Source organism: Gemmatimonadales bacterium, from assembly GCA_019637315.1.
Taxonomy (GTDB): Bacteria; Gemmatimonadota; Gemmatimonadetes; order Gemmatimonadales; family GWC2-71-9; genus SHZU01.
On record JAHBVU010000004.1, the window covers coordinates 199,117 to 221,321 of the forward strand.

Sequence of the window (22,205 nt, forward strand, 5' to 3'; positions counted from 1 at the left end):
CCCCGCAGGTCGCCCCATGTTGGCTGCCCCTTCCCTCCGTGCGCTCGGATTGACTCGGCCCCTGTTCCTCATGACCGCCCTGCTTGGCGCCGGGTGCGGGGTGGATGACCCTGTCGTCGCCCCGGTATCGGATCAGGCCGCCCCGGAGTTCCTCGTCGCGCCGAGTCGGGGAATGGAGCGCCCGGGCTTCGCGTTCCTGGCACCGGTCGGGTACTGGGTGCCGCGGCCTCCGGGCGGCGATTTCGACGGGTCGCTGCTGCCCCAGCTTCGGGTCGAGGTCTGCGAGTGGACCGGCAGCGCCTGTCGCCTGCCGTTACACAAGCAGTTCTCCGCAGGTAATGGCCTGACCGTGGTCGATGCGGAGTACCGCAACCTGTACCGGGCGGTCTGGCAGGTTCCCGGCAAGTTGTCGGACCTGGGCAAGGTCTATCGCATCCGGGCCCTCGTCGGTGCGACCGAGCTGGGGTACGCCGATGTCACGATTGTCCGGTGGCTGTCGCTGTTGACCGACGGCGTGCCATTCTCCGGCAGCGGTAAGGTACCGCTTGGTGCGCCGGTCCCGATTCGTTTCTTCGTGGCGCGCGGCGCGATCGGAACCGTCGGGTCGAGCGGCGGGCAAGTCGAACTCGCAGCGGGGCAGGTGCGCATCGACGTCCCGGCCGGAGCGTTGGGCACGACCACCACGATCACCGCGGTGCCGGCAACGGGCCTGCCCGCAACCCCCGCCATCGTACCGGGAACCGCCTGGGACTTCGGACCCGACGGTCAGACCTTTGCGCAGCCGGTAACGATGACGCTCCGGTATGATCCCGCGCAGCTGCCCCCAGGCACGGTGGAGAGCGACCTCCGAATCCACAAGTTCGTCAATGGGAGCTACCAACAGCAGAATGCCGGCCTGGTCGACCTCGTGAACCGGACGGTGTCCGCACAGGTCAGCAGTTTCAGCGTGTTCGTCATCCTGCCGCGCGTGCCCGGGCGGGAGCAGGATCTGACGGGTCCGATCGTTACGGGTGTCGAGGTCTTCGATCCGGCCAGCGGGCAGTGGACCTCGTCGGCCGCCTTCGATGTCAACGCCGGCCCTGCACCGTTCCAGATGCGAATTGCTGCGCAGGACGACATCGGCGGCGTTCGAACCGTCAGCGTCAGCGTGCGGTCACCGTCCGGGACGAGGAGTCTCTTCTGCTCAGCCACCGGAGTCCCGGCGAGCGGCAGCGACACGCAGGGCACCTGGGTCTGCCCTGCCTCCTTCATTCGCTACACGGAGCCGGGAGCCTGGCGAGCGGTCGGCGTTTCGGCGGTCGACATGGTCGGCAACGGCACGTCCTACTCCCTGAACCAGGGCACAGGACAGGTCTGCAGGACCTCCGCCCCGACCGATTGCCTGTCCGGCTTGCCCGTCCTGACGGTGGCGTCGGATCCCTGGGACAATAGCCCACCGGTCGTGACGAGCGCCCTGACGGTCAGTCTCGAGAGTCCTCGCGCCTTTGCCCAGAGTATTTCCGTCAGTGCCTCGACCGCGAGCCAGACCGTTATACTCGCGGTTCCGTTCACCGACGACCTGGCCGGGATCAGTCCAACCGTCAACGCACGGTTCCAGTCGGCGGCGGGTGGCTCGCTGTTCATTGCCAACTGTCCTATCGTCGGGACCCCGCTTGCCGGCACGCTCGAGTGTCGCGTCACGGTTCCCCAGAACGCGGCGCCCGGAACCTATCGGCTCGCAGGCCTGACTCTCCGCGACAGGGCGGCCAACGACATCGGATTCGTGCCACAGCCGGATGGCCGCCTCTGTACTACCGGTGCAACCGTCTGCCTGGCAGGCCCGCTACCTGAAATCGTCGTGACGGGGTCTGGCGATAGCAACGCACCCCTGCTCAACAGCTTCGAGATCGTGGCAACCGGCTCCACCGTAACCACGAGCTTCCGATTCATCGACGACATCAGCGGTGTCCGTAGCGTCTCCGTTCTCTACCAGAGCACAGCGGCACCGCAGCAGATCCAGGGCTGTGCCCTCAATCTGACGACACCGGTACTCGACCTCGCATCGGAATGCACCATCACCTTCAACGCAGCCGCCGCCGGCGGCCAATGGCTTCTGGTCTGGCTCGACGTCAGTGACGCCGTGCTCAACCAGCGGCGCTACACCCGCCGGGCCGCGGATGGCTTCCTGTGTTACGTCGATTCGGTATCACAGACGCAGATCTGCGAGGATTACGGCGATACAGACTTGATGCTGCCCTAGGGGCGGATCGCGCCGGCACCGGTCGGAGGGTGCTCGAGTCGTTGCGGATGGTTTTTGGCGCCACTAGGCTTCCCGGCCCGTTCAACGTTCAGCCGTGAGCCTGGTGACCATGACCGTCCCGACCCCTTCGAGCACCCCGGCCGCCGCCGCCCGACCCTTGCGCGTGGCCATTCTGGGCTTCGGGACCGTCGGTTCGTCGGTCGCCCGGATTCTGGTCGAGCGCCCCGACCTGGCCGATCGGCTCCAGCTGACCCACGTCTACAACCGCGGGATCGACCGGAAACGAGTCGACTGGCTTCCGTCCGTGGTCTGGACCGAGGATCTCGACGCGATCTTTGCCGCCCAGCCCGACGTCATCGTCGAGCTGGCCGGCGGCATCGACCCCGCCGGCTCCTGGGTTCGCCGCGGGCTCGGCCAGGGCGCCTCGGTCGTTACCGCCAACAAGCTCCTGGTTGCCGCGCACGGGCCGGAACTGCTCCACCTGGCCGTTGCCAACGGTGCGCAGCTTCGTTTCGAAGCTGCGGTGGGCGGCGGCATTCCGCTGATCCACGGCATCAAAGAGGGCCTCGCCGGCGACCGGCTCTCCCGGGTCACCGGCATCCTCAACGGCACCTGCAACTACATCCTGAGCCGAATGGCCGCCACCGGCGAGCCGATGGACACCGTCCTCGTCGATGCGCGGCGGCTGGGCTACGCCGAGGCAGATCCGAGCGCTGATCTCGACGGCCTCGATGCGGGCGCCAAGATCGTGGTACTCGCCGGCATCGCTTTTCACCGCCATCTCGCGCTCGACGCCGTGCCTCGGCGCTCGATCCGCCCGATCAGCAGCGACGACTTTCGCTACGCGGCACGACTGGGCTGCACCATCCGCCAGCTGGCGTCAGTCGAGGCGGCCAGCCCCGACACGTTCCACGCCTTCGTCGGCCCGGCGCTCGTCCCGGCCAACTCGAGCCTGGGCCGCAACGAGGGCGCCGACAACTTCGTCACGGTGACCGGACAGTTCCTCGGTGTGAGCAGCTTCAGCGGACCTGGCGCCGGCGGCTCGGCGACCGCGGTGGCTGTCGTCTCCGATCTTCTCTCGCTTGCCGCGCGGCCCGGCCGCGACGTGCGCGAGGAGTGGCAGCCGGCGGCGCTCGTGCCGCCGCCGCTCCGGCCCTACTACGTCCGGTTCGTGGTGCGTGACCGGCCCGGCATCATCACGACGATCGCCGCCGCCTTCGAGCGCCACGGCATCGACATCGATGCGGTGCTCCAGGAGCCGGGCTACCCGAAGGATGCCCTGCCGTTCGTGATCACGGTCGAGCCCTGCGAGCAGGCCGCCCTCGAGGCCGCGCTGGCCGATACTGCCGGGGCCGATTTCCTGGCAGCGGTTCCCCTGGCGCTGCCGATCCTCCTCGCCTGACGGCGCCGGTCCCGTCAGGCTCCTCTCATGACTGCCGTTGCCTTGCAGTCTCGCACCGGTTCTATGCCTGGTCACGGGGTAACCGGACCAGTGGCGCCGACCACGCTCCAGTCGATATCCGTCTTGACACCAGTCCAGGTCTCGATGGGACCGACCAGCATCTGGGTTCCGACAGTTTGACCGTCGATCATGAAGTGCCAAGCGTCACCGGCTTTCAGCTGTGCCGGAACACGAGCCAGCGGCACACCGTCGATTGCGACGCCACACGTCGCATCCGGGAAGGCCTGGATACGGAAGCGGTACCACTCGCCGCTCGTCTGCACGGTACTCGTCGGAGCGGCGAGCCCCGTCACAGTGAAGATACGCATCTGCTCGACACCCTCGCTGACAGGTATCAAGTAGCTGCAGATTCCGACACCGTGGGGAGCGCGAACCGCGAACTCCACATCTTTGATCAGCTTCAAATTGAGGCGTTGCCACTTCGGCCTGTCAATTGGTGTCGAGACAAGAGCCTCAACCCCGAAGCTCTGCCCAGCAATAGTAGTGCGACTGAGCACCCCGCTCGAGAACGTGTTGTCGCCCCCGTTGAGCAAGGCGGGCAGCCCGCCCGGACCGGTCGTGATCGATGGCAGCGGATCACCGTACGTCTGCCAACGCTCATCGAGTGGCTCGGTCCACGTCTCGGTCGACTGCGTTTCGACAGCGTTCGCCACGATGGGTATCTCGATTGAGGCCGTCCTCCAGCCTCCTGCCGAAACGCCTACGCGGACTGTGCCTTCCTTGCGAGCGAACAGTTGACCGGTCGTGGGATCTATCCGTGCGAGCGTCGAATCGTCCACGGTCCATCGGAGGACTTGCAGAGAAACCTCGATAGGCCGGCCAACCGTATCGTATCCAACCGCACGAAGCCTGTGATCCAACCCCGCGATGGCGGCACCTACTCCTGGGTCGATACGCATGGCCGCGAGATAGCGATGCCTCCCGTTCGGTACGAACCATCCTGTCGTGATTTCGGGCCCTCTCTGCTGGAGCGTTAGGTGTCGTTCGTCTTGACGTTCGGTGTCGACGATCTGCCAGGTCGAGGTCGGGGGTCCAATGGCCGTCGCAAAGCTGGTCCCTGGTGCCAGGCGATCGACCCGTGTTTCGATCTGTCTTACAGTCGAAAGCGAATCACGGAGCGGAAACCAGCTCGTCACGAGTGAGCTCCCGCCGGCCCCGTTTCTCGCGAACAGGATTCGGTCGCTACTCAACCAACCGTGATTCCGAACGTGGGCGACCGTGGCGCCTGGCGCGCATCGCTCAGTCAGGCCGTCGAACGTCACAGCACAGATCTGGTGCAATCCTGTTTCTGCCGCGATGCGATCGAACGCGATGTGGATCCCGTCAGGAGACCACCTGGGAGCCGAATCGTAGTGGCGCCCTCGGGTCAGCTGTCTGACGGCACCCGTCTCTGGATCGAGAACAGCAAGATCACTGTCCTCGTCGCCAGGCGGCGTCCATCGCGCGGTGGCAAACACCAGCAAGCGGCCGTCAGGCGACCAGCTGGGCGAGATGTCATCTCCTGGAGTGAACGTAAGGCGGCGAATCCGCCTGCCCTCCAGCATCATCAGGTCGATCCCGCCGGAATCTCCAACCACCTCGTCGAACACCAGCCGCCGGTCAGGGTTTAGAGCCAGGCTATAGTAGGGTAGGTGCCCAGTGGGGAGCCGGCCAAGTTCCTGACGTTCCCGAGGTACGATTGTATCCGTGCCGGCCCAGCGTGCAGAGCTGATCGGAACCCCATAGACCCGCACGCCGGTCGCGGGGTCACCCCCGCTTACGAGCAGAATAGCCTCCGGCTCTGGCGCCGGGTCCACGACGAGCGAACCGACGACAGCAGTGCCGATGGCCACCGCCCCCGCGAGAAGCGCGGCGCGCGAGCGTCTCGCGTAAGTCAGCCGCCGGACCCAGCCCAGCGAGCGCACCAGCGCCGCAGACGCTGCTGTGGTTGCGTCAGGCCCCAACGCAGAGCGGGCCAGATCGCGAATCGGGGTCTCGCTTCCCTGCCGTCGAGTCAGGGTGACCTGGGCCCAGAATAGCGCACGCAGTCGATCCGGTTGCTCGGCCTCGCGAAGATGCCGCGCCGAGCGTCGGTACGCGGTGCGGTCCTTCTCGAGCTGGGAGAACAGCCATTCACCCAGCACACGATGAGCCTTGCGGCGCTCCAGGTCGGGCGCACTTCGGAGCGCGGCTGCCGCGACCTCGTCGTGTGCCGGATGGAGCAGCTGGCCCATCCTTGCGACGAGGCCATCCCTCTCCAGCTGGAGCACGATCTCGTGGGCATCAGCGTCGGCCGAGGTGAGGACCTCGAGTGGCACGGGTGCCTGCGCCGTGCTGATCAGCAACAACAGTTTTTGGGCGGCGGTCGAGAGCCCCTCGATCCGAAGCCGAAGCGGATCGTCGTCGCCGAAGTCCTTCAGTGCGGTGGCGGGGTTGGCCCAGGTCCAGCCGTTCTCATCGATCTGCAACCGGCCCCGTTGCAAGGCCAGGTGCAGCTGCTCCAACACGAGCAACGGCGAGCCGTGCGATTTGGCGTGCAGCACTTCAGCCAGCGCCGTCACGTCATAGGTCCTGACATCTGCTCCCAGACTCGCCAGCATGTCGAGCACCGCACCCGCCGTGAGGGGAGCAAGCTCGATGAACTCGGTTGAGGGCGTCACGGGCACCAGGCGCGACGTGGGGCGTGCCGTCGTCACGATCAGCACCCGCTCGCTCTTGAGACGGTTAATCAGACCGTTGATGATCTGCAGTGACTGGTCGTCGCCCCAATGCAGATCGTCGAGCAGCAGAGCAAGCGGCGCTTCGCCTGCCACGCACGAGACGAGCTCCGTCATCGACCGAATCAAGGTGGCCGTGGATCCGATCCGTGAGCGACCGTCCCCACGACCCTGATGGTAGGCCGAAAGCGAGGGAGCCAGCGCACTCAGCTCCGCGAGTGTGCCAGGCGCGATGGCGCGCCAGCCGGGGAGCGTCAGGGCTTCGACGGCGTCGCTGAGGAAGGCGTGATCGACTTCGCGCTCTCCTGGAATCGCGCCTATCAGGGCAATGGCGGCCCGGTTCGGACGCAGCCGGTTGGCCAGCTCACGAAGCAGCCGAGTCTTGCCGAGTCCGGCCGGGGCGGTGAGATGGATGTGGACAGCCCGATTGCGCTCGCAGCGGCGCCAGGCCTCCATGAGCATGGCAAACTCGGCTTCCCGTCCGGCCAGCTCGGTAGCCAGTGGGCCGCCTGGCGGCTCGGAGGCCGAAGGCGAGGCAACAGCCTCCACTTGGCGGACCTTCGCGATGAGCCGTTCGGTCGCGGGCTCGATTGCTTCGCCATCGGCGGCGAGGTGGGCAAGGAGACGGTCGGTTTCGAGGAACGCTCGGGCACGGTTACCCCCGGCCACCAGGGCTTCGAGCAGCAGGCACCAAGCGGCTTGAGACTCCGGGCAGCAATCCCGGGCCTTGGCCGCGAGGCGGGCTGCCGTCTTGTTGTCCGGCTGGTCGAGCGCCTGCCGGACGGCCTCCGTCGCGGAGCGGAGGAAGGCCTCTTTGAGCTGCGCCCGCTGCAGGTCTGCCCATTGCTCGAACCTGGCCGCTCCCTGTGCTGCGAAGGCCGGGAAGAACTTTCCTGTATACAAGTCGACGGCGTCTGCGAAGCGTCGTTCCTGGGTTGCTGCCAGAAAGAGATCCCGATCGGAGACGACGTCGAGAACCAATGCCAGGACCCCGTCGCGCCCTCGCGACACGATGGGATCCTGTCCGAGGTCGCCGCGCAGGCGATACAGCACCTGGCGCAGCGCCCCTCGGGCCTTGGGGGGGGTACCGTAGTCCCAGAAGTAGTCAATCAGCTCATCGCGGCTAGCTTCGCGATTTGGGAGACAATGCAGATACGTGATAAGGGCTAAGCCCCTGCCAGGGGGCAGGAGGTCGACAGGTCCCTGTCCTGATATTGGACGGTAGGCGAGGAGGCGTGCCGAACCTAGCGTAACGAGCTTTAACGTCCCCTCGACCGTGACGGGGGGGCTGTCAGGGGCATCCGAAGCCATCGTGTGACGCTCGTGTGATGGTGGTCATTGCATCCTTCTCGGAGCCATAGGGGTGCCCCACGGAACGGTGCCTGCCCCACCCGTCACACAACGGCCCAGACCTTCACTCGGTTCGCACCGCTGAAGGTACGGATCGGTGGCGGAGGGGGCAAGCACCTCTGCTACCCCGCTCGTCGCCTGTGTTCGCGAGGATCATCATGACGTTAGTCGTTCGCCCGGCCTCAATGGCGTTGGGTATGCTCATCCTGGCTACCACGGCCGTCCATGGACAGGCTGGCACGCGGAGCGAGGAAGTACTGACCAATGCCTCAGTTGCCCAGCTGGTTCAGTCGAAGCTGGCCCGCAAGCTGATCGTTGCCAAGATCCGCGATTCTCGGAACAGTTTCGACGTCAGCGCGGTTGGCCTGGTAGCTCTTCGAGCACAGGATGTGCCTGAAGAGATTCTCGGGGTCATGCTTGAGAGCGCAGCCGAGGCAGCAGCCCGGGACGCCCTGTCTAACCAAGGCGTCGTGCAGATGCTCGACGCGAAGCTCTCTCGGGACCTAGTCATTACCAAGATTCGAGGCGCAACGCCAAACTTTGACCTGACCACGAGCGGCCTGGTCAGCCTGCAGCAACGCAAGGTGCCGCGCCAAGTAATTGAGGCAATGATGCTGGCGGGGAACAGCTCCAGCAGTTCCCCGCCAGTTCGTCGGGTCATTAGACGCCGAGCCGCCACCACCACCTGCTGAACAAGGACGCACGCGCTACAACCCTTCAGCGCCTGCGCGTGTTCGAGCTCCCTCGGGCACTCCCGACGAGCAGCCTGCCCACGGAGCCCGGTATCTACGTGCGAGGCCGGAGTACATCCGTATCCGAACTCGTTCGACTCGAGCCGACGGCATATACGGCGGGTCGGACCGGCAACATCCTCGGTGCTGCCGTCACAGGCGGGATATCCAAAGCCAAGCTCAAGGCAGTCGTTCGTGGATCCCGTGCAGCGGTTCAGGTGCCAGAGGCCACCGAATTCTACTTCGTGTTTGACAAGACCGATCAGGGCATGGGGCCGTCGTTTGCATGGCTATCGCAGATCACCAGTCCGAACGAGTTCTCATTGATTCGGTTCGACGTGAAGACCAACTCGCGCGAGGTAGTTGTAGGTGCAGTTGGCGCGTACTCGAGGCAGTCGGGCACCGAGGACCAAGCGATCATCCAGTTCACGCTGACGCGGCTGGCACCTGGTAAGTACCGCGTGGTGCCGGATGGATCGATCCCGATTGGGCAGTATGCGTTCATCACGGAAAGCGGCCCGTCGTATGGGGTCGCGGGCAACCGTGTGTTCGACTTCGGTGTGACTGGTCGGTCGACGCGCTAACGAGCTAGGGAGGTCGCAGTGTCGGAGATCGCCAAATGCGCTGGATGCAGCGGATCGATCGATGAGTCGTCTCCCTACGCGTGGTGCATCCATTGTGGAGAGCCCCTCCCCGACGATGTTCAGGCGAAGCTGCCCAAGCTTGTGGCACTTCGCGCTGCGGCCAAGATCGCTCGTGAGCAACAATCGGCTGCTACTTCGCCAGGCGATTCCAGTCCACCGGGACTTGAGGTCAAGCTCCATCCACAGACCTCGGCAATCGTCTTGTTGTGTGCCATCGGCTTGGTGGCCGCCTTTTTCATGCCCTGGGTGCAGATCTTTGGCGTCAGCGTCACAGGACACGGACTCACCAAGCTCGACTCCAATGCTGGCCTCCTCTGGTCCATACCCACCCTGGCAGGACTCACGATTGTGGTCAGCCTCTCCGGGATAGACAACCGTGCCATTGGCGCCATCACCGGCTCGATCCCCCTCGCCACCGTGTTCTACCAGTGGGCGAAGATGAGCAATCAGGCGGGCGGTTACATCGGACGACTCGCCAGCGACCTTACAGAGATCGCTACCGGCGTCCTCGGTATCGGCGCCTGGCTCACCTTCCTCCTGAGTATCGCGATAGTCCTGGCCGCACTTGCGAAGCCGGTCGGGAAGCGCGCGGCACCCCCGATTAACAGTACTGAGAGTTGAGTCGACTGCGGCTACCGCTTGAACACCGAGGGAAACTATGATCTGCCCAGCGTGCAACAAGGAAATCTCCGCCGACGGATATTTCTGCCAGTGGTGTGCGGCCTACCTCCCCGCGCAGCAGATTGGCCAGAAGGCCAGTGTGTTCCGCCGCTTCGTCGCATTCGCTCTCGACCCGATCATCGCGGTCGTGCTGTATTTCCTGGGTATCAGCCTGATCGGTGGCATGCTTGGGCCTGACCTAGGCGCCGCCGCTGCTGTGCTTCTCCCGATCGCGTACTTCATCTGGTATCTGACGCTCATGCGGAAAGGCTTGAGCCCCGGCAAGCAGCTGCTTGGTCTCCAGGTCGTGAACCAGCAAAGCGGCGCGATTCCGGGGTTGGCGACGATGTTCGTTCGGGAAATCGTCGGTCGCTTCCTGAGCGGATTGGTGTTCGGAGTCGGATACCTTTGGGCGCTGTTCGACAAGAACGCCCAGGCGTGGCACGACAAACTCGCGGGGACGGTCGTGGTCGCCGTCTCCAAGAGTCCGGTCGAAACCTGAATCTACCCCGCAGTCAACAATGCGGCTCGTCCGTCTATCCGGAGTCTCCATCAATGCGCACGCCAATGTCCACCCTTCTCGTCGCAACTGTCATTATCCTCGGGCGCAGCGACCTAGGCGCTCAGCCCAAGCCGCTCTGTGAGGGGCTAACCGGGGATGCGAGAACGAAGTGCCTGAATCAGGAAGCAGCGAGGACCGCCGCCGAAGCTCGGAAGGCCAACGAGCACTTCGAACGATTGAATAAGAGAATGGTGAGTGCGTGCAATGCTGCCGCCGTCATGGACAACACGGCTAAGGCAGCAAGTGCCGCTGGCGAGGTTACCCAGTTCAAGCCACTGAAGTATGGTGGCAGGACCTGGACTTCAGTTCGCGACATCAGCAAGGCGGTCACGAAGGAACGTCGGAACTGCGACGACGCGCGGCGAGCGTTGGCCAGCGCACAGCGGCGCTAGTGGCTGGGATGACAGAGTCCACCACGCAACCGCAGATCGTCCTGCTGGGAGCCAGGCGATTGATCGTCGCTGCGGTCCTGCTGCTAGTCAGTTGTAGTGGGTCAGACCGGACCTTTTATCCACTTGGCGAAGGGGCCACCCTGGAGTACCAAGTTTCAACTGGCTCGCTTTTCGGTTCGTCGGGTGGACGGAACGCACGCGTGACGAACCTGGCCTCACGTGAACTCCGTGGCTTGGAGGTTACTCCCCAAAGGGTCGACATCGGTGGACAGAGCCATTTTCTGTTCGTGGCCGGCGATCAGACCGGCATCTACGAGTACGCACGTCAGTCCGCTGGAGCTGTCGAACCCGAGATCCTGCCGACACCCAATTACATCATCAAGCATCCGCTGGAGCCCGGAGGCTCGTGGGAGGGGTTTACGGAGACGAGTCTGCTAATGAACAAGAGCCGCATGGCGACGCGCACTACCATTGAGTCAACAGACGAGGCGGTTACGGTTCCGGCAGGAACCTTCGAGCACTGTCTGAGGACAAAGACTGTTGGCACGACAACGTACAATCACGGCGCTTTCGTGGGTATGGCAAGAATTACCCTCGAAGAGCACTCGTGGTTGTGTCCCGGCATAGGGATGGTGAAGAGCGTTCGCAAAGAGCGCAGCAACCACCTCTTGACAGGTTCGGGAGAGGCAAGCCTTGAGTTGGTAGACTTCAAGAAGTCAAGGAGCGGTGTCCGCTGGACGAGGCCGCCTTCGAAGGCCGCAGCGGGGCCTGCTTTCCCCGAGGAATATTGGCAGGGCGTTGCAGGAGAATGCATGAGGATAGCTGCCAAGTCACCGAGAGCGACATCCTACACTGTCAAGTTTTTCTACTGCGAGGCCGGTGAAGATCACGCGCAAGGCAGTGTGCACGACGCCACTCTGGAAGCCGGTCGCGGGCTACGGCTTGGGAGTGGCAATTACCTCGTTCGGTACATGACGGATCGCGACGTAAAGCAAGCCAGGGATAGCGGCCATGCATGCCCGGATCGGTCGGCGTGTCTCTTTGTTGATATGTTCGCCGCCTACTCTGCCGCGTGGGAAGGCTCGCCACCTGCGGATACGGCGGCGGTGTTTGCGCGCCAAGGCTGGGCTCCATAAGGCAATGGCGTGGGCAGGACATCGACGAGGACGCTTAGTGGCCCTTCATGTGCAGCCAACGACCGGATTGCTCGGGGTCCGCTGCGAAAAGCAGGGCTTGACCTGGTGAGAGCGTTCTTTCCTTCGAATGGAGCTCACCCTGAAAGTGGACGGAGCGCCGCTCGGATGAGTCTAGCTATGTCGGGCTGCCTCCGAAGCTGGAGCCCTACCTGCGTCGCTTCGGGTTCATGGATGGCAGTGCTTTGGCTGTTCTCCGTAGCCTGTGGCTCTGGGGACGCTCTCCAGCCACCCACTCCAGCCCCCCCGCCGTCTGCACCAGTAGCGACCGTGGTCGTTAGTCCGGATTCACTGAGACTGGAAGTGGGGAGTTCGGCCCCTCTCCAAGCCGTCGTTCGGGATACTTCAGGTAACCCACTCAACGGCCGAGCCGTAACCTGGCGTAGCGACGATCCGGCCGTCGTGTCCGTTTCGATGTCTGGCGTGGTCACCGCCGTGTCGGGCGGGGGACCCGTCCAGGTTACGGCGACTTCAGAGTCACAGTTCGGCGTTGCAAGGGTTTGGGTACACTACCCCCAGTCCGGTACCGTCGGCCAGAAGGGCGGGGCACTGAGTACCGCAAGCGGTGCGGGGGTCATTGTCCTGTCGCCTGGAGCTGTTGCGGGCGAAGTCAAGGTTCAACTTCGCGACTCGCAGCCGGAAACGCCTCGCTATGCGCCGCTGTCGGCAAGCGGTGTCCATCTGAGACTTCCCCTGACTGGCCAAGGCGCCGACTACCGAGCTGGCACGGCCAAGCTGACCTTCGCGTTGTCCAGAATGCCACAGCCAGGGGCGGTGGTCTATGTTCGCGCCAAGTTTAAGGGCGTCGCTGACAAGTTCTGGGCCAAGGCGAATGTGGTGTCCGACAGCCGGGCAGAAATCGCGATTCCGACGGAGCAACTCACCGACTTCACGACGTTGCTTGGACTCGACACGCTAGATGTGACGTTCAACGTCGAAGAGTTCGTGCCGTCTGAGGCGATGAGCAGTCTCCAGTCTGCTCGGACTGGCAGCATGCCCAGTGCCACGTCAGAACCCGGCTGCCCGCAACTTCCGGCGGGTCTGACCCTATCGAACTACTACGTCGCGTGCACGGGCGGTGTACTGCGACTGATCGAGCCTGGGAAGAGTGGCCCCAGCAGCAAGATCGGGATCGTACTCGTCCATGGATGGCTCCCGAGTATTGGGAACGGCGAGGACTACCTCAAGGAGCAGGGCCTTCTCTGCGAGAATCCCGCCTCCGTTAGTTCTACGCCCGCAACGCTCATCTCCGTCGTGTGCTCAGCCCCACCCGCGCCGGATCCCAATGCTGCGCTGCCCGTCACCAACTATTTCAAGCACCTGTTGACCGCCCTTCGGGCTGACCAGGCCTCGGCTTTACGCGGAGCGCCCATCTACGGATTTGACTACCAGTCCTATCGAGACCATTTCACGTCCGGTGCCCAGCTTATGGATGCCCTGAGAGACACAATGGATCGTAACGGTCTTCAGGGTTTTGTCATAGTTGCGCACAGCATGGGCGGCCTCATTGCTCGGGAGGCTGCTCGGCGGCTCGAGGATACGTCGAAGGCTGCTCAGGTGATTCTCGGCGTAATCACTCTTGGCACTCCTCATCTCGGTACTCCTTTGGTCGGTATGCGGATCGCGAACTTCTTCTCTGGGGTTGCGACGCCTGCTAGGACGAGCTTGATAACGGGAGCGGCCCGAGATGAGCGCGCGACACTGATTGCCTACGGAGGTCACAAAACGAGCCAGGGGCAGTATCTATTCACTGGGACTGTCCTGTGCCTCTCGTCCGGCCTCTGTCGCAACGATGGCGTCGTCCCTCTCGGTTCTGCTCTTCCTTCAACATTTGTAGGATCAGGACGGGTTGAACTTCTGACGCCGTATGAACCCTGCGATCACACTGAGTTGAAGGAAGCGCGATGCCCGTCGATCGCCAACGATGATCTCTACGTTACGCTGAGGCTCCTGATTGGGCATCTGCTCAGGCGCGCGGGGGCAGAGAACCTAAACTTTCGCGTGCCCCCCGCGAACACGGTGGCCCGTTCAAGGCTCGGCTCGGTCGAGATCCGTGTGCTTGATGCGATCGGCACCCCCATCGAGACCGGCGCCACGTTCGAGGTCAACCTCCGCCTTGACGCCAACCCCACCTCAGCTACGCTTGGCGGGACGACCACGGCCACAGCCCACAACGGCGTTGCGGTTTTCGATGACCTGACGATCGACAAGCCTGGGACCGGTTATACGCTCGCCGCCAGTCTAGCAGGCATTGCAGACCTCGTGGTCACTTCCCGCGCCTTCAACGTGACCGCGGCCCCCGAAGGCCAGGGACAGTTCATGGTGCCGATCTCGGCGGGCAATCACCATACCTGTGCAATTACAATCTCGGGGCACAGCTACTGTTGGGGCTGGGGGTCAAGTGGGCGTCTCGGCAACGGTTCAACAATGAACCGACTGACCCCAACCCTGGTCTCTGGCAACTACGCCTTTACCATGCTTTCCACGATGGCGGGATCGTTCGCCGCTACCTGTGCAATTACAACAGCAGGCACGGCGCACTGCTGGGGTGGTTCAAATTCATATCAACTCGGGAATGGCAGCCTCGCGGAAAGCCTGGTGCCCACTCCTGTTGCAGGGGGATTCACTTTTTCCCAGGTGTCATCCGGATTTCACCACGCCTGTGGCATCACGAACAATGGAGAAGCGTACTGCTGGGGAGGCAATGCATTCGGCGAGATTGGTAGCGGTTCGCTTTCCAGTGCTCGGACTCCCGTGCGTGTGATCAGTGATGTCCCGTTTTCTTCAATCTCTGCTGGAGCATACCACACCTGCGGAATCTCGACTTCTGGCGTGGGGTATTGCTGGGGCGAAGGCTTTCTGCTCGGCACCGGAACGACAACACGCTCTTACGTACCGGTTCCAATCGCAGGTGCACACATATTCGCGACGATATCAGCCGCCTACAACCACTCCTGCGCCCTCACGACGGAGGGGGTATCCCTATGTTGGGGCTCAAGAGGAAACTACGGGTATCTCGGAGACAACAGCCCCGATCTTTCCGCTCTTATGCCCGTTCCGACGGCCGGGGGACATCGATGGGTAGCCATATCGGCGCGACAATGGCACACATGCGGAATCAACACAAGCGGGGCTGCTTACTGCTGGGGCGCCGGGGGCGCCGGTAGACTTGGCAACGGATCATCGATTACGCGAAGGGTTCCTACTCCTGTCGCAGGTGATTTGGTTTTTACGTCGATCTCGGCGGGAATAGATCACACCTGCGGAATCACGGATATCGGAGATGCCTACTGCTGGGGAGGGGGAAGTTTGGGTGCCCTTGGCTCGGGATCTACCGTTTCAAGCGACGTACCTATACAAGTGACCGGTGGCCTGCGCTTCCCGGCTGCGTTGCCCGCCTTGCGGTTCAGCGCCACTGCAACTGGGCCACAAGATCGCCGTCCTGTGAGGTGATCTGTTCGGTGATGGCACGAAGAGGACGCGTCAGCTGGCAACAGCTGGAGGCACCGACGAGGAGTGCGTCCATCCGGCCGCGCCGACAGTGAAGCTGGGCACCACGCCTTGCCCCTGCGCGATGCTACTCCGGGACCGATCCTATGCTGCTGCCCACTCGGCGGACAGCAATGCCGCTTGTTCTAGGACCGTCTGCGTTGCCTTCTCCTGCAGGTCCGGTGGATAGCCGTACTTCCGAAGAATCCGCTTCACCAACACCCGCAGCTGCGCCCGCACGTTCTCACGCAGTGTCCAGTCGATCGTCACATTCTTTCGCACTGTCTCAACTAACTCACGTGCGATCCCGCGTAGCGTGTCATCCCCAAGCACCTTTACGGCGCTGTCATTCGTCTCCAGCGCGTCGTAGAATGCCAGTTCATCCTCGGTCAGGCCCAACTGCTCCCCGCGCGCATTGGCTTCGCGCATCTCCTTGGCGAGCTGGATCAGCTCCTCGATAACCTGCGCTGCCTCGATAGCCCGATTCTGATATTTCCTAACCGTCTGCTCCAGCATCTCGGCGAACGAGCGCGCCTGCACCACGTTCTTGCGCCGCCGGCCGCGCACTTCACCCAGAAGCAGCTTCCGCAACAGCTCCACCGCCAGGTTACGCTGGGGCATGCCGCGCACCTCGGCGAGGAACTGATCCGACAAGATCGAGATGTCCGGCTTCTCAAGCCCCGCCGCCGCGAAGATGTCGATCACGCCCTCCGGTGCCACCGCGCGCGAGATGATCTGCCGTACCGCCTGGTCGAGATCCTCCTCGGGTCGAGCATCACCGGGCGCCCGCTTCGCGAGCACCGCCTGCACCGCCTGGAAGAACGCGACATCATCCCGAACCCGGAGCGCCTCCCGATGCGGCACGGCCAGCGCGAAAGCCTGGGAGAGTTCGCGAACCGCCCGGACACACCGATCCTTGCCGTCCTCCTGGGCGAGGATGTGCTCCTGACCTGCCGGCAGCAGGCCGAGCCGCTCCTGCGGTGTGCCCGTCGTCCACTTCGACCAGTCGAACCCGTGGAACAGCCCGCTACAGATCTCGTACTTCTCGAGCATCACGGCCACGGCCTCGTCCTGATCGAGCGCGGTCTGTCCCGTGCCGCCGCTCTCCGTGTACGTGGCAAGCGCCTGCCTCAGCTCGTGCGCCAAGCCCAGGTAGTCGACCACGAGGCCGCCCGGCTTGTCTTTGAAAACCCGATTGACCCGGGCAATCGCCTGCATCAGGCCGTGCCCGCGCATCGGCTTATCCAGGTACATCGTATGCATGCTCGGCGCATCGAACCCGGTGAGCCACATGTCGCGCACCAGGACGAGCCGAAGCGGATCGGTCGCGCTTCGGAAGCGCTTCGCCAGCGCCTCACGCCGAGGCTTGTTACGAATGTGACGCTGCCATTCGGCGGGGTCCGAAGCCGAACCGGTCATCACGACTTTGACCGCGCCGCGATCGTCCTCGTCACGGGCCCACTCCGGTCGGAGCTTCACGATCTCATCGTGGAGGGCAATACAGATCCGGCGGCTCATGCAGACAACCATCGCCTTGCCGTCCATGACCTCGAGCCGCTTCTCGAAATGCTCGACGATATCGCGCGCCACGATCGCGATCCGCTTCTCGGAACCCACCACCGCCTCGAGCTGCGCCCACTTAGTCTTGAGTTTCTCCTTGCGGTCGACCTCCTCGCCTTCGGTCGCTTCCTCGAAGTCGGGATCAATGGTCGGACGTTCCTGCTCATCGAGCTTCAGTTTGGCAAGCCGGCTCTCGTAATAGATCGGCACCGTCGCGCCGTCCTCGACGGCACGCTGAATGTCGTAGATGCTGATGTAGTCGCCGAACACGGCGCGGGTGTTGGCATCCTGCAGCTCGATCGGCGTGCCGGTGAAGCCGATGAACGAGGCGTTCGGTAGCGCATCGCGCATGTGGCGCGCGTAGCCGTCGATGAAATCGTACTGACTGCGGTGCGCCTCGTCGGCAATCACCACGACATTGCGGCGGTCGGAGAGCGTCGGGTGACGGTCGCCCTTCTCCTCGGGAAAGAACTTGTGGATCGTCGTAAACACCACGCCACCCGATTGGACGGCCAGCAGCTCGCGCAGGTGCGCACGACTCTCGGCTTGTACCGGCGGCTGACGAAGCAGATCCTGGCAGTGGGAGAAGGTTTCGAAGAGCTGGTCATCGAGATCGTTCCGGTCGGTCAGCACGACCAGGGTCGGGTTGCCCATCGCCGGTTCTCGGATGATCCGCCCGGCGTAGAAGGCCATCGTCAGGCTCTTCCCCGAACCCTGCGTGTGCCACACGACACCGACACGACGATCGCCGCGGTCGCCGCCTGGCTTGAGGCCCGATTCGTAGCGCCCAATGTTGTCCGATAATCGCCCCAACTCCACCAGCTCGGCAGCGCGCAGCGTCTCGCGGACCGCTACCTGCACAGCGTGGAACTGGTGGTAGCCTGCCATCTTCTTAACGATCCGGCCGCTGCCGTCGTTCTCGAAGACGACGAAGTCGCGGATCAGATCGAGGAACCGCCTCGGCGCCAGAAGCCCCTCGATGACGACCTGAACCTCAGGCAGCATCTTGTCGGCGAGGACTTCGCCAGAAATCGTACGCCACGGCTTGAACCACTCCCGCCCGGCGGTAAGTGTGCCCACACGAGCTTCGATGCCATCGGACGCAATCAGAACAACATTGAACGCAAACAGGCTCGGAATTTCGGCCTTGTAGGTCTGGAGCTGCTGGAAGGCTGCGGCTGCCGTGGCGTTCTCGTTGGCAGCGTTCTTGAGTTCGAGCAGTGCTAGGGGCAGCCCATTGACGAACAGCACCACGTCTGGTCGCCTGCTGCGCTTGTTCTCGACAACGGCGAATTGGTTGACGGCCAGCCAGTCGTTGTTTGCGGGGTTGTCGAAGTCGATGATTCGCGCCTGGGCACCACGGATCGCGCCTTCAGCATCCCGGTACTCCACCGCAGCCCCGTCCACCAGCAGCCTGTGGAGCGATCGGTTGCGCTGGACAAGATTGGCACCGTCAAGCCGCCGCAACTTGCGGACGGTGTCCTCGAGTGCCTCAGGGCGCAGCTCAGGATTCAGGCGTGCTAGCGCATCGCGTAATCGCTGGCCCAGCATGACTTCGTCAAACCCCGCACGCTCCCCCGTCGTGATGTCGGGCGCGATCTCAGGCCCATGGCCAATCTGCCAGCCGGTTGCTTCGAACCAGGCGAGGGCGGCCTGTTCGACGACAAGTTCGGTGACGCCGTGGTTTGTCACTCTTCAGCCTCCACGGGCGTATCTGAATCGGCCCCCAGCTCGTCAAACCCGGTCGCGTAGATTCGATAGCTCTCGGGCTCCATCTCAAACAGGATTTCGCTGGCCCTGAACTCGATCTCGAGAATCTGGATGGGGCCGTAAGTCCCATCGACCGATTCGTTGAAGGCTTCGTTCTCGTTATACAACGCTCGCGCGGAAGGCGGGGGCAGCCGATCCTGACGGTGGACGCGGTGCAGAAAGCCCACAATCGTATCTGCGGCCTCGGCGGCGAGCAGGGCTTGTATCGACTCCATCAACGGACGCGGAGTGCCCGCCCCATGGGACGCAAAACCGCACTGATTCCGCAGCTCGCAGATGCCCTGAACCGCTGAACTCAAGCCATTCAGAGTCTGTGCAAGACTTCTTCGGGTCTCGACAGCATCGCTCGCAGATGCTGGTAGAAACGGAAGGTGATTCGATGCCGCCTTAAATAGCTTGGGCAGGTCATCCGCATCGTCGAACACAATCGACCGCTCGCCCAATACCGCTCGGCAGACGCTTTCTACCAGTGTCTTGGCAAGATCGAAAGCGAGTCCGGGGTTCTCTGCTACCGCCAGTTCGAGCGCATAGACCTGTTGTTCGATGTGCACCAAGCCACAAGCTACCGCATCACGGGCCCCGTGCATGACAAACGGCGAAGTGTGGGCCACGGCGGCCCGTCCCCGTTCCGCGCTGGCGCTAGCCATTGATCTTCCTTAGGCTTGCCGCGCGGTAACGCTCAGACTGCTCTCTTACGAGACTCACCTCATACCGACGCCGGTCGAGGACTTCGAGAAACCCCATCTCGTGGCCATTCGTGATGACAATCCTTCCCTTTGTTTCGGAAACCTCAACGCCCGTTTGATTGCAAAGCCTCTTCAGGAGCGACTTGTCGATCCTCTTGGTATCCGTCTGACCCAGGATCGAGGCAAGGTAGCGCGCAGCCCGCGGACGTTTGCGCGCGTAGGACTCGACACCGTCAAACTCCACGAATGGGAGATCCTTACGGATCGCTTTGATGTTCTCCGGAACAGCCTCAAGGACCGCGTGCTGCAGCTTGCTGACGAACTCGAAACCGCTTGGCCGCAAGATGTGCACGTGGGCCGAATCGACGAGGAGGTCGAAATCACTGTCCAGCTTGAAGACGTCGTCGGATATCATCTTTAGAGAATCTGAGACGAAGCGGATCAGGCGCTTCCGGAGAACCCCCTTAAACTGCGACGCGCGTCGGAGAGCGGTCAATCGGCGTTTCTTCTTGTCGGTCAGCCGCACGTAGTAGCAGAACACGTCGGCCGGTTCATCCAACGCACTGCTCACGATGTCTAGATTGGTCGCCTCGTGCAGCCCGCGAACGGAGGAAGCCATGTCATCCGTCAGGGTCAGATAGAGAAAATCTGTGCTCCCATGTTTCTCCGACGGTTCGTACTTCGCCGGCCCATCCTCGACCTTTTGCAAGGCTTCCCAGGTTTCATGCACCATCTCGCGGAGCGCGCGCTGCACGTCCGCGTCCACCGGTACCGCGACAAAGGTCTGCGCATCACCGTCATCCCGCCCGACGCCGAACTCCGTGAGTGTTACGTCTCCTAGATCGAACTCCAGCTTCATGCCTCGGCCTCCAGATATACCGTGTCGCTCAGCCGATAGGCGACGATCCGGTCACCGGGGGCAAGGTTGACCCGCCGCGTGATGACGGCGTGGCGGGTCTTGCCGGTGAGCGGGTTGCCGTCGGTCGGGGGATAGACGGTGAAGACGCGAAGGCCACGCGCTGCGAAGATCAGGTTCATGTAATGCAGGTTCAGATGCCAGAACAAGAACACGATGAACGCCAGTGCGGCGACCGTCGCACCGAGGTCGCGCCACGTACCCAAGTCTTCAGAATAGAACGGCAGCAACATCGCGAAGAGGTAGACAAGAATGTGGTCGCGATGGTCGTCCGCCGTCCCAACTGTAAGCTCGCGTTTGTCAGCCTGCTTCCTCGCGATGCGGATACGGAGCCAGAGGAAAACGTTTGGCACGACCACCATTACCGCACAGAAACTGATGAACCAACGATCCGGAATGAGACTGTTCCCGCGAATCGCCCACAGAATGAAGAGCGGTGAGATGCTACTCAGCACCATCAGAAGCCGTGCGGTCTTCAGGCCCTCGCTGTGGGATACGACTGTCATCACACGACTCTCCCGACGACCTTCTCCACGTCGTCTATTCGCAGCTCGCCTGATACGAGCTTAGGCAGCAGGCCGTCACGCAAGGCGGCCAGAGTGCGGAACTCGCGCTCATTCTGACAGGTCCGCGCCACGAGAGGACGCGCAGCGCGACAGAAATGGACAGACAGTTCGCTAGTTGGGCGCACGATCGGAGTCGCCGCAACGACCTCGGGCCGAACCGCGGGGTAGGCCGCGCCGTCGGCGAGATGGGCAAGCGCGTCGATGTTGTCGGGCGCCGTGGCGGCGAGATACACGAATTCCGCGTGCCAGGTCGCCGTGGGCCGAAGAGCAGCAAAACCCGTGCTTCCTGTCAGCCCATCTTCGGAGACGAATGCGTACGAGCCGTTTCCCGGGCGCACGGTCCCGACGATCGTGTCTCCTGGCCGAAGAACTCTCTGTGCTCGGCTGGGGGCCGCGGCTGCCTCATGAGACGTAACCGCCTCAATACGACCCCACTTCGTATTGGAAAGGTCGACATAGCTGATTTCCGGAGGGCGAGTCTGCTTCGACCACACCTCTGGATTCAGAGCCGCCACATCTGCAAGCGTACCCACCTCCCACCCCTCCGGGATCTCGCCGAGTTCGGAGTCGACGAGGCGGTCCGGGAAAAGGTCGGCGAGGGGCTGGGGAAGACCGGGGTCGCGGCCTTCGGCCTTGGCGCGGACGGGGTCGAAGTCCACGAACCACGACTTGAAGAGCGCCCGCGCCATCGCTTCCAGCGTCTCGCTCATCCGCCGGTTCAGCTCGATCTTGTCGTCCAGCGTGCCGATGATGTGGGCGATGGCGCGTTGTTCGATAAGCGGCGGTTCCAAGAATGGACACGCAGCAAGAATCGACGTGTTCAGATTCGGCATCGTTGCGCCATGAGCATGGCGGACGATCCACTCGCGAACATCGGGATGTCCGAGGTAGTAGGAAGCGTAGCGTGGGTCGGCGCCCTGCTTGCCAAGGCGAACCCGAAGGCAGCCGGTCCCGCACAGCCAGCCAGTCTCGTGATCCCGCACCAGCGCGCGGCGCTCGACATCTCCTCGTCGGCTGTAAACGATGTCGCCCGCTTGCACGAGGTACCGACTCAGGCGTTGAGCGTCCTTCGGGGTAATGCGTGCGATCCCATCCTCGACGATCCTATTGTCGCCGATGTTTTGTGGCATGATCGACGGGATGCCCACGGGTACGTAGTCGGATGCATGAAGCTGGCTGCCAAAGGGACCAGTCTGGATACTCCCGCCTCCGCCTTGGCAGGCGGCGCCGAGTGATTTGTACTCCCAGCCATCCGGCGCGGACCCGAGTAACTGCTCAACCGCCATTTC

14 protein-coding genes are annotated in these 22,205 nt (G+C 63.1%); 8 read left to right on the plus strand and 6 right to left on the minus strand.

Going from position 1 to position 22,205, the window contains the following annotated elements; all coding sequences use genetic code 11:
* Nucleotides 1-16 precede the first annotated feature (16 nt).
* Nucleotides 17-2,239, plus strand: a complete 2,223-nt coding sequence (locus tag KF785_05755) for a hypothetical protein (GenBank protein MBX3146256.1) — start codon at nt 17-19, stop codon at nt 2,237-2,239.
* A 109-nt stretch (nt 2,240-2,348) separates the two neighbouring features.
* Complete coding sequence (locus tag KF785_05760; protein ID MBX3146257.1) at nt 2,349-3,641, plus strand: homoserine dehydrogenase; 1,293 nt, start codon at nt 2,349-2,351, stop codon at nt 3,639-3,641.
* A 71-nt stretch (nt 3,642-3,712) separates the two neighbouring features.
* Here KF785_05760 and KF785_05765 read toward each other — a convergent pair whose 3' ends face one another.
* Nucleotides 3,713-7,450, minus strand: a complete 3,738-nt coding sequence (locus KF785_05765; protein MBX3146258.1) for an AAA family ATPase — start codon at nt 7,448-7,450, stop codon at nt 3,713-3,715.
* A 455-nt stretch (nt 7,451-7,905) separates the two neighbouring features.
* Between KF785_05765 and KF785_05770 the strand changes: the two genes are divergently transcribed.
* The 6 genes from KF785_05770 (at nt 7,906) to KF785_05795 (ending at nt 15,382) form a co-directional block, all read left to right on the plus strand.
* Nucleotides 7,906-8,439 (plus strand): hypothetical protein, encoded by a 534-nt coding sequence (locus KF785_05770; protein MBX3146259.1) that lies wholly within the window; start codon nt 7,906-7,908, stop codon nt 8,437-8,439.
* A gap of 98 nt (nt 8,440-8,537) precedes the next feature.
* Nucleotides 8,538-9,062: a hypothetical protein gene (locus KF785_05775; protein ID MBX3146260.1), complete on the plus strand. Its 525-nt coding sequence runs from the start codon at nt 8,538-8,540 to the stop codon at nt 9,060-9,062.
* 18 nt (nt 9,063-9,080) lie between these two features.
* A complete protein-coding gene (locus tag KF785_05780; protein ID MBX3146261.1) occupies nt 9,081-9,743 on the plus strand; it encodes a hypothetical protein in 663 nt (220 codons plus the stop codon).
* A gap of 37 nt (nt 9,744-9,780) precedes the next feature.
* Nucleotides 9,781-10,284 (plus strand): RDD family protein, encoded by a 504-nt coding sequence (locus tag KF785_05785; GenBank protein ID MBX3146262.1) that lies wholly within the window; start codon nt 9,781-9,783, stop codon nt 10,282-10,284.
* 652 nt (nt 10,285-10,936) lie between these two features.
* Entirely contained in the window at nt 10,937-11,872 is a 936-nt protein-coding gene (locus tag KF785_05790; protein MBX3146263.1) for a hypothetical protein, read from the plus strand.
* Between the two features lie 327 nt (nt 11,873-12,199).
* Entirely contained in the window at nt 12,200-15,382 is a 3,183-nt protein-coding gene (locus KF785_05795) for an Ig-like domain-containing protein (GenBank protein ID MBX3146264.1), read from the plus strand.
* A gap of 141 nt (nt 15,383-15,523) precedes the next feature.
* On the opposite strand, the gene KF785_05800 is transcribed toward KF785_05795, so the two are convergent.
* The 5 genes from KF785_05800 to KF785_05820 are packed head-to-tail and all read right to left on the minus strand — an operon-like array spanning nt 15,524 to nt 22,202.
* On the minus strand, nt 15,524-18,670 hold the full coding sequence (locus KF785_05800; GenBank protein ID MBX3146265.1) for a type I restriction endonuclease subunit R: 3,147 nt from the start codon (nt 18,668-18,670) through the stop codon (nt 15,524-15,526).
* Nucleotides 18,667-19,395 carry an abortive infection family protein gene (locus KF785_05805; GenBank protein MBX3146266.1) on the minus strand — a complete coding sequence of 243 codons (729 nt, stop codon included), beginning with the start codon at nt 19,393-19,395 and terminating at the stop codon, nt 18,667-18,669. Before KF785_05805 ends, KF785_05800 begins: the two co-directional genes overlap by 4 nt.
* Nucleotides 19,388-20,293, minus strand: a complete 906-nt coding sequence (locus KF785_05810) for a DUF4868 domain-containing protein (protein MBX3146267.1) — start codon at nt 20,291-20,293, stop codon at nt 19,388-19,390. Before KF785_05810 ends, KF785_05805 begins: the two co-directional genes overlap by 8 nt.
* A complete protein-coding gene (locus KF785_05815) occupies nt 20,290-20,856 on the minus strand; it encodes a hypothetical protein (GenBank protein MBX3146268.1) in 567 nt (188 codons plus the stop codon). Before KF785_05815 ends, KF785_05810 begins: the two co-directional genes overlap by 4 nt.
* Nucleotides 20,856-22,202: a restriction endonuclease subunit S gene (locus KF785_05820; protein ID MBX3146269.1), complete on the minus strand. Its 1,347-nt coding sequence runs from the start codon at nt 22,200-22,202 to the stop codon at nt 20,856-20,858. Before KF785_05820 ends, KF785_05815 begins: the two co-directional genes overlap by 1 nt.
* Nucleotides 22,203-22,205: the final 3 nt, after the last annotated feature.

Excerpts from the sequence above, each read along its gene's own strand:
- KF785_05770 (MBX3146259.1), top strand. The coding sequence starts at position 7,906 with ATGACGTTAGTCGTTCGCCCGGCCTCAATGGCGTTGGGTATGCTCATC.
- KF785_05810 (MBX3146267.1), bottom strand. The coding sequence starts at position 20,293 with ATGAAGCTGGAGTTCGATCTAGGAGACGTAACACTCACGGAGTTCGGC.
- KF785_05805 (MBX3146266.1), bottom strand. The coding sequence starts at position 19,395 with ATGGCTAGCGCCAGCGCGGAACGGGGACGGGCCGCCGTGGCCCACACT.
- KF785_05760 (MBX3146257.1), top strand. The coding sequence starts at position 2,349 with ATGACCGTCCCGACCCCTTCGAGCACCCCGGCCGCCGCCGCCCGACCC.
- KF785_05785 (MBX3146262.1), top strand. The coding sequence starts at position 9,781 with ATGATCTGCCCAGCGTGCAACAAGGAAATCTCCGCCGACGGATATTTC.
- KF785_05815 (MBX3146268.1), bottom strand. The coding sequence starts at position 20,856 with ATGACAGTCGTATCCCACAGCGAGGGCCTGAAGACCGCACGGCTTCTG.
- KF785_05820 (MBX3146269.1), bottom strand. The coding sequence starts at position 22,202 with ATGGCGGTTGAGCAGTTACTCGGGTCCGCGCCGGATGGCTGGGAGTAC.
- KF785_05755 (MBX3146256.1), top strand. The coding sequence starts at position 17 with ATGTTGGCTGCCCCTTCCCTCCGTGCGCTCGGATTGACTCGGCCCCTG.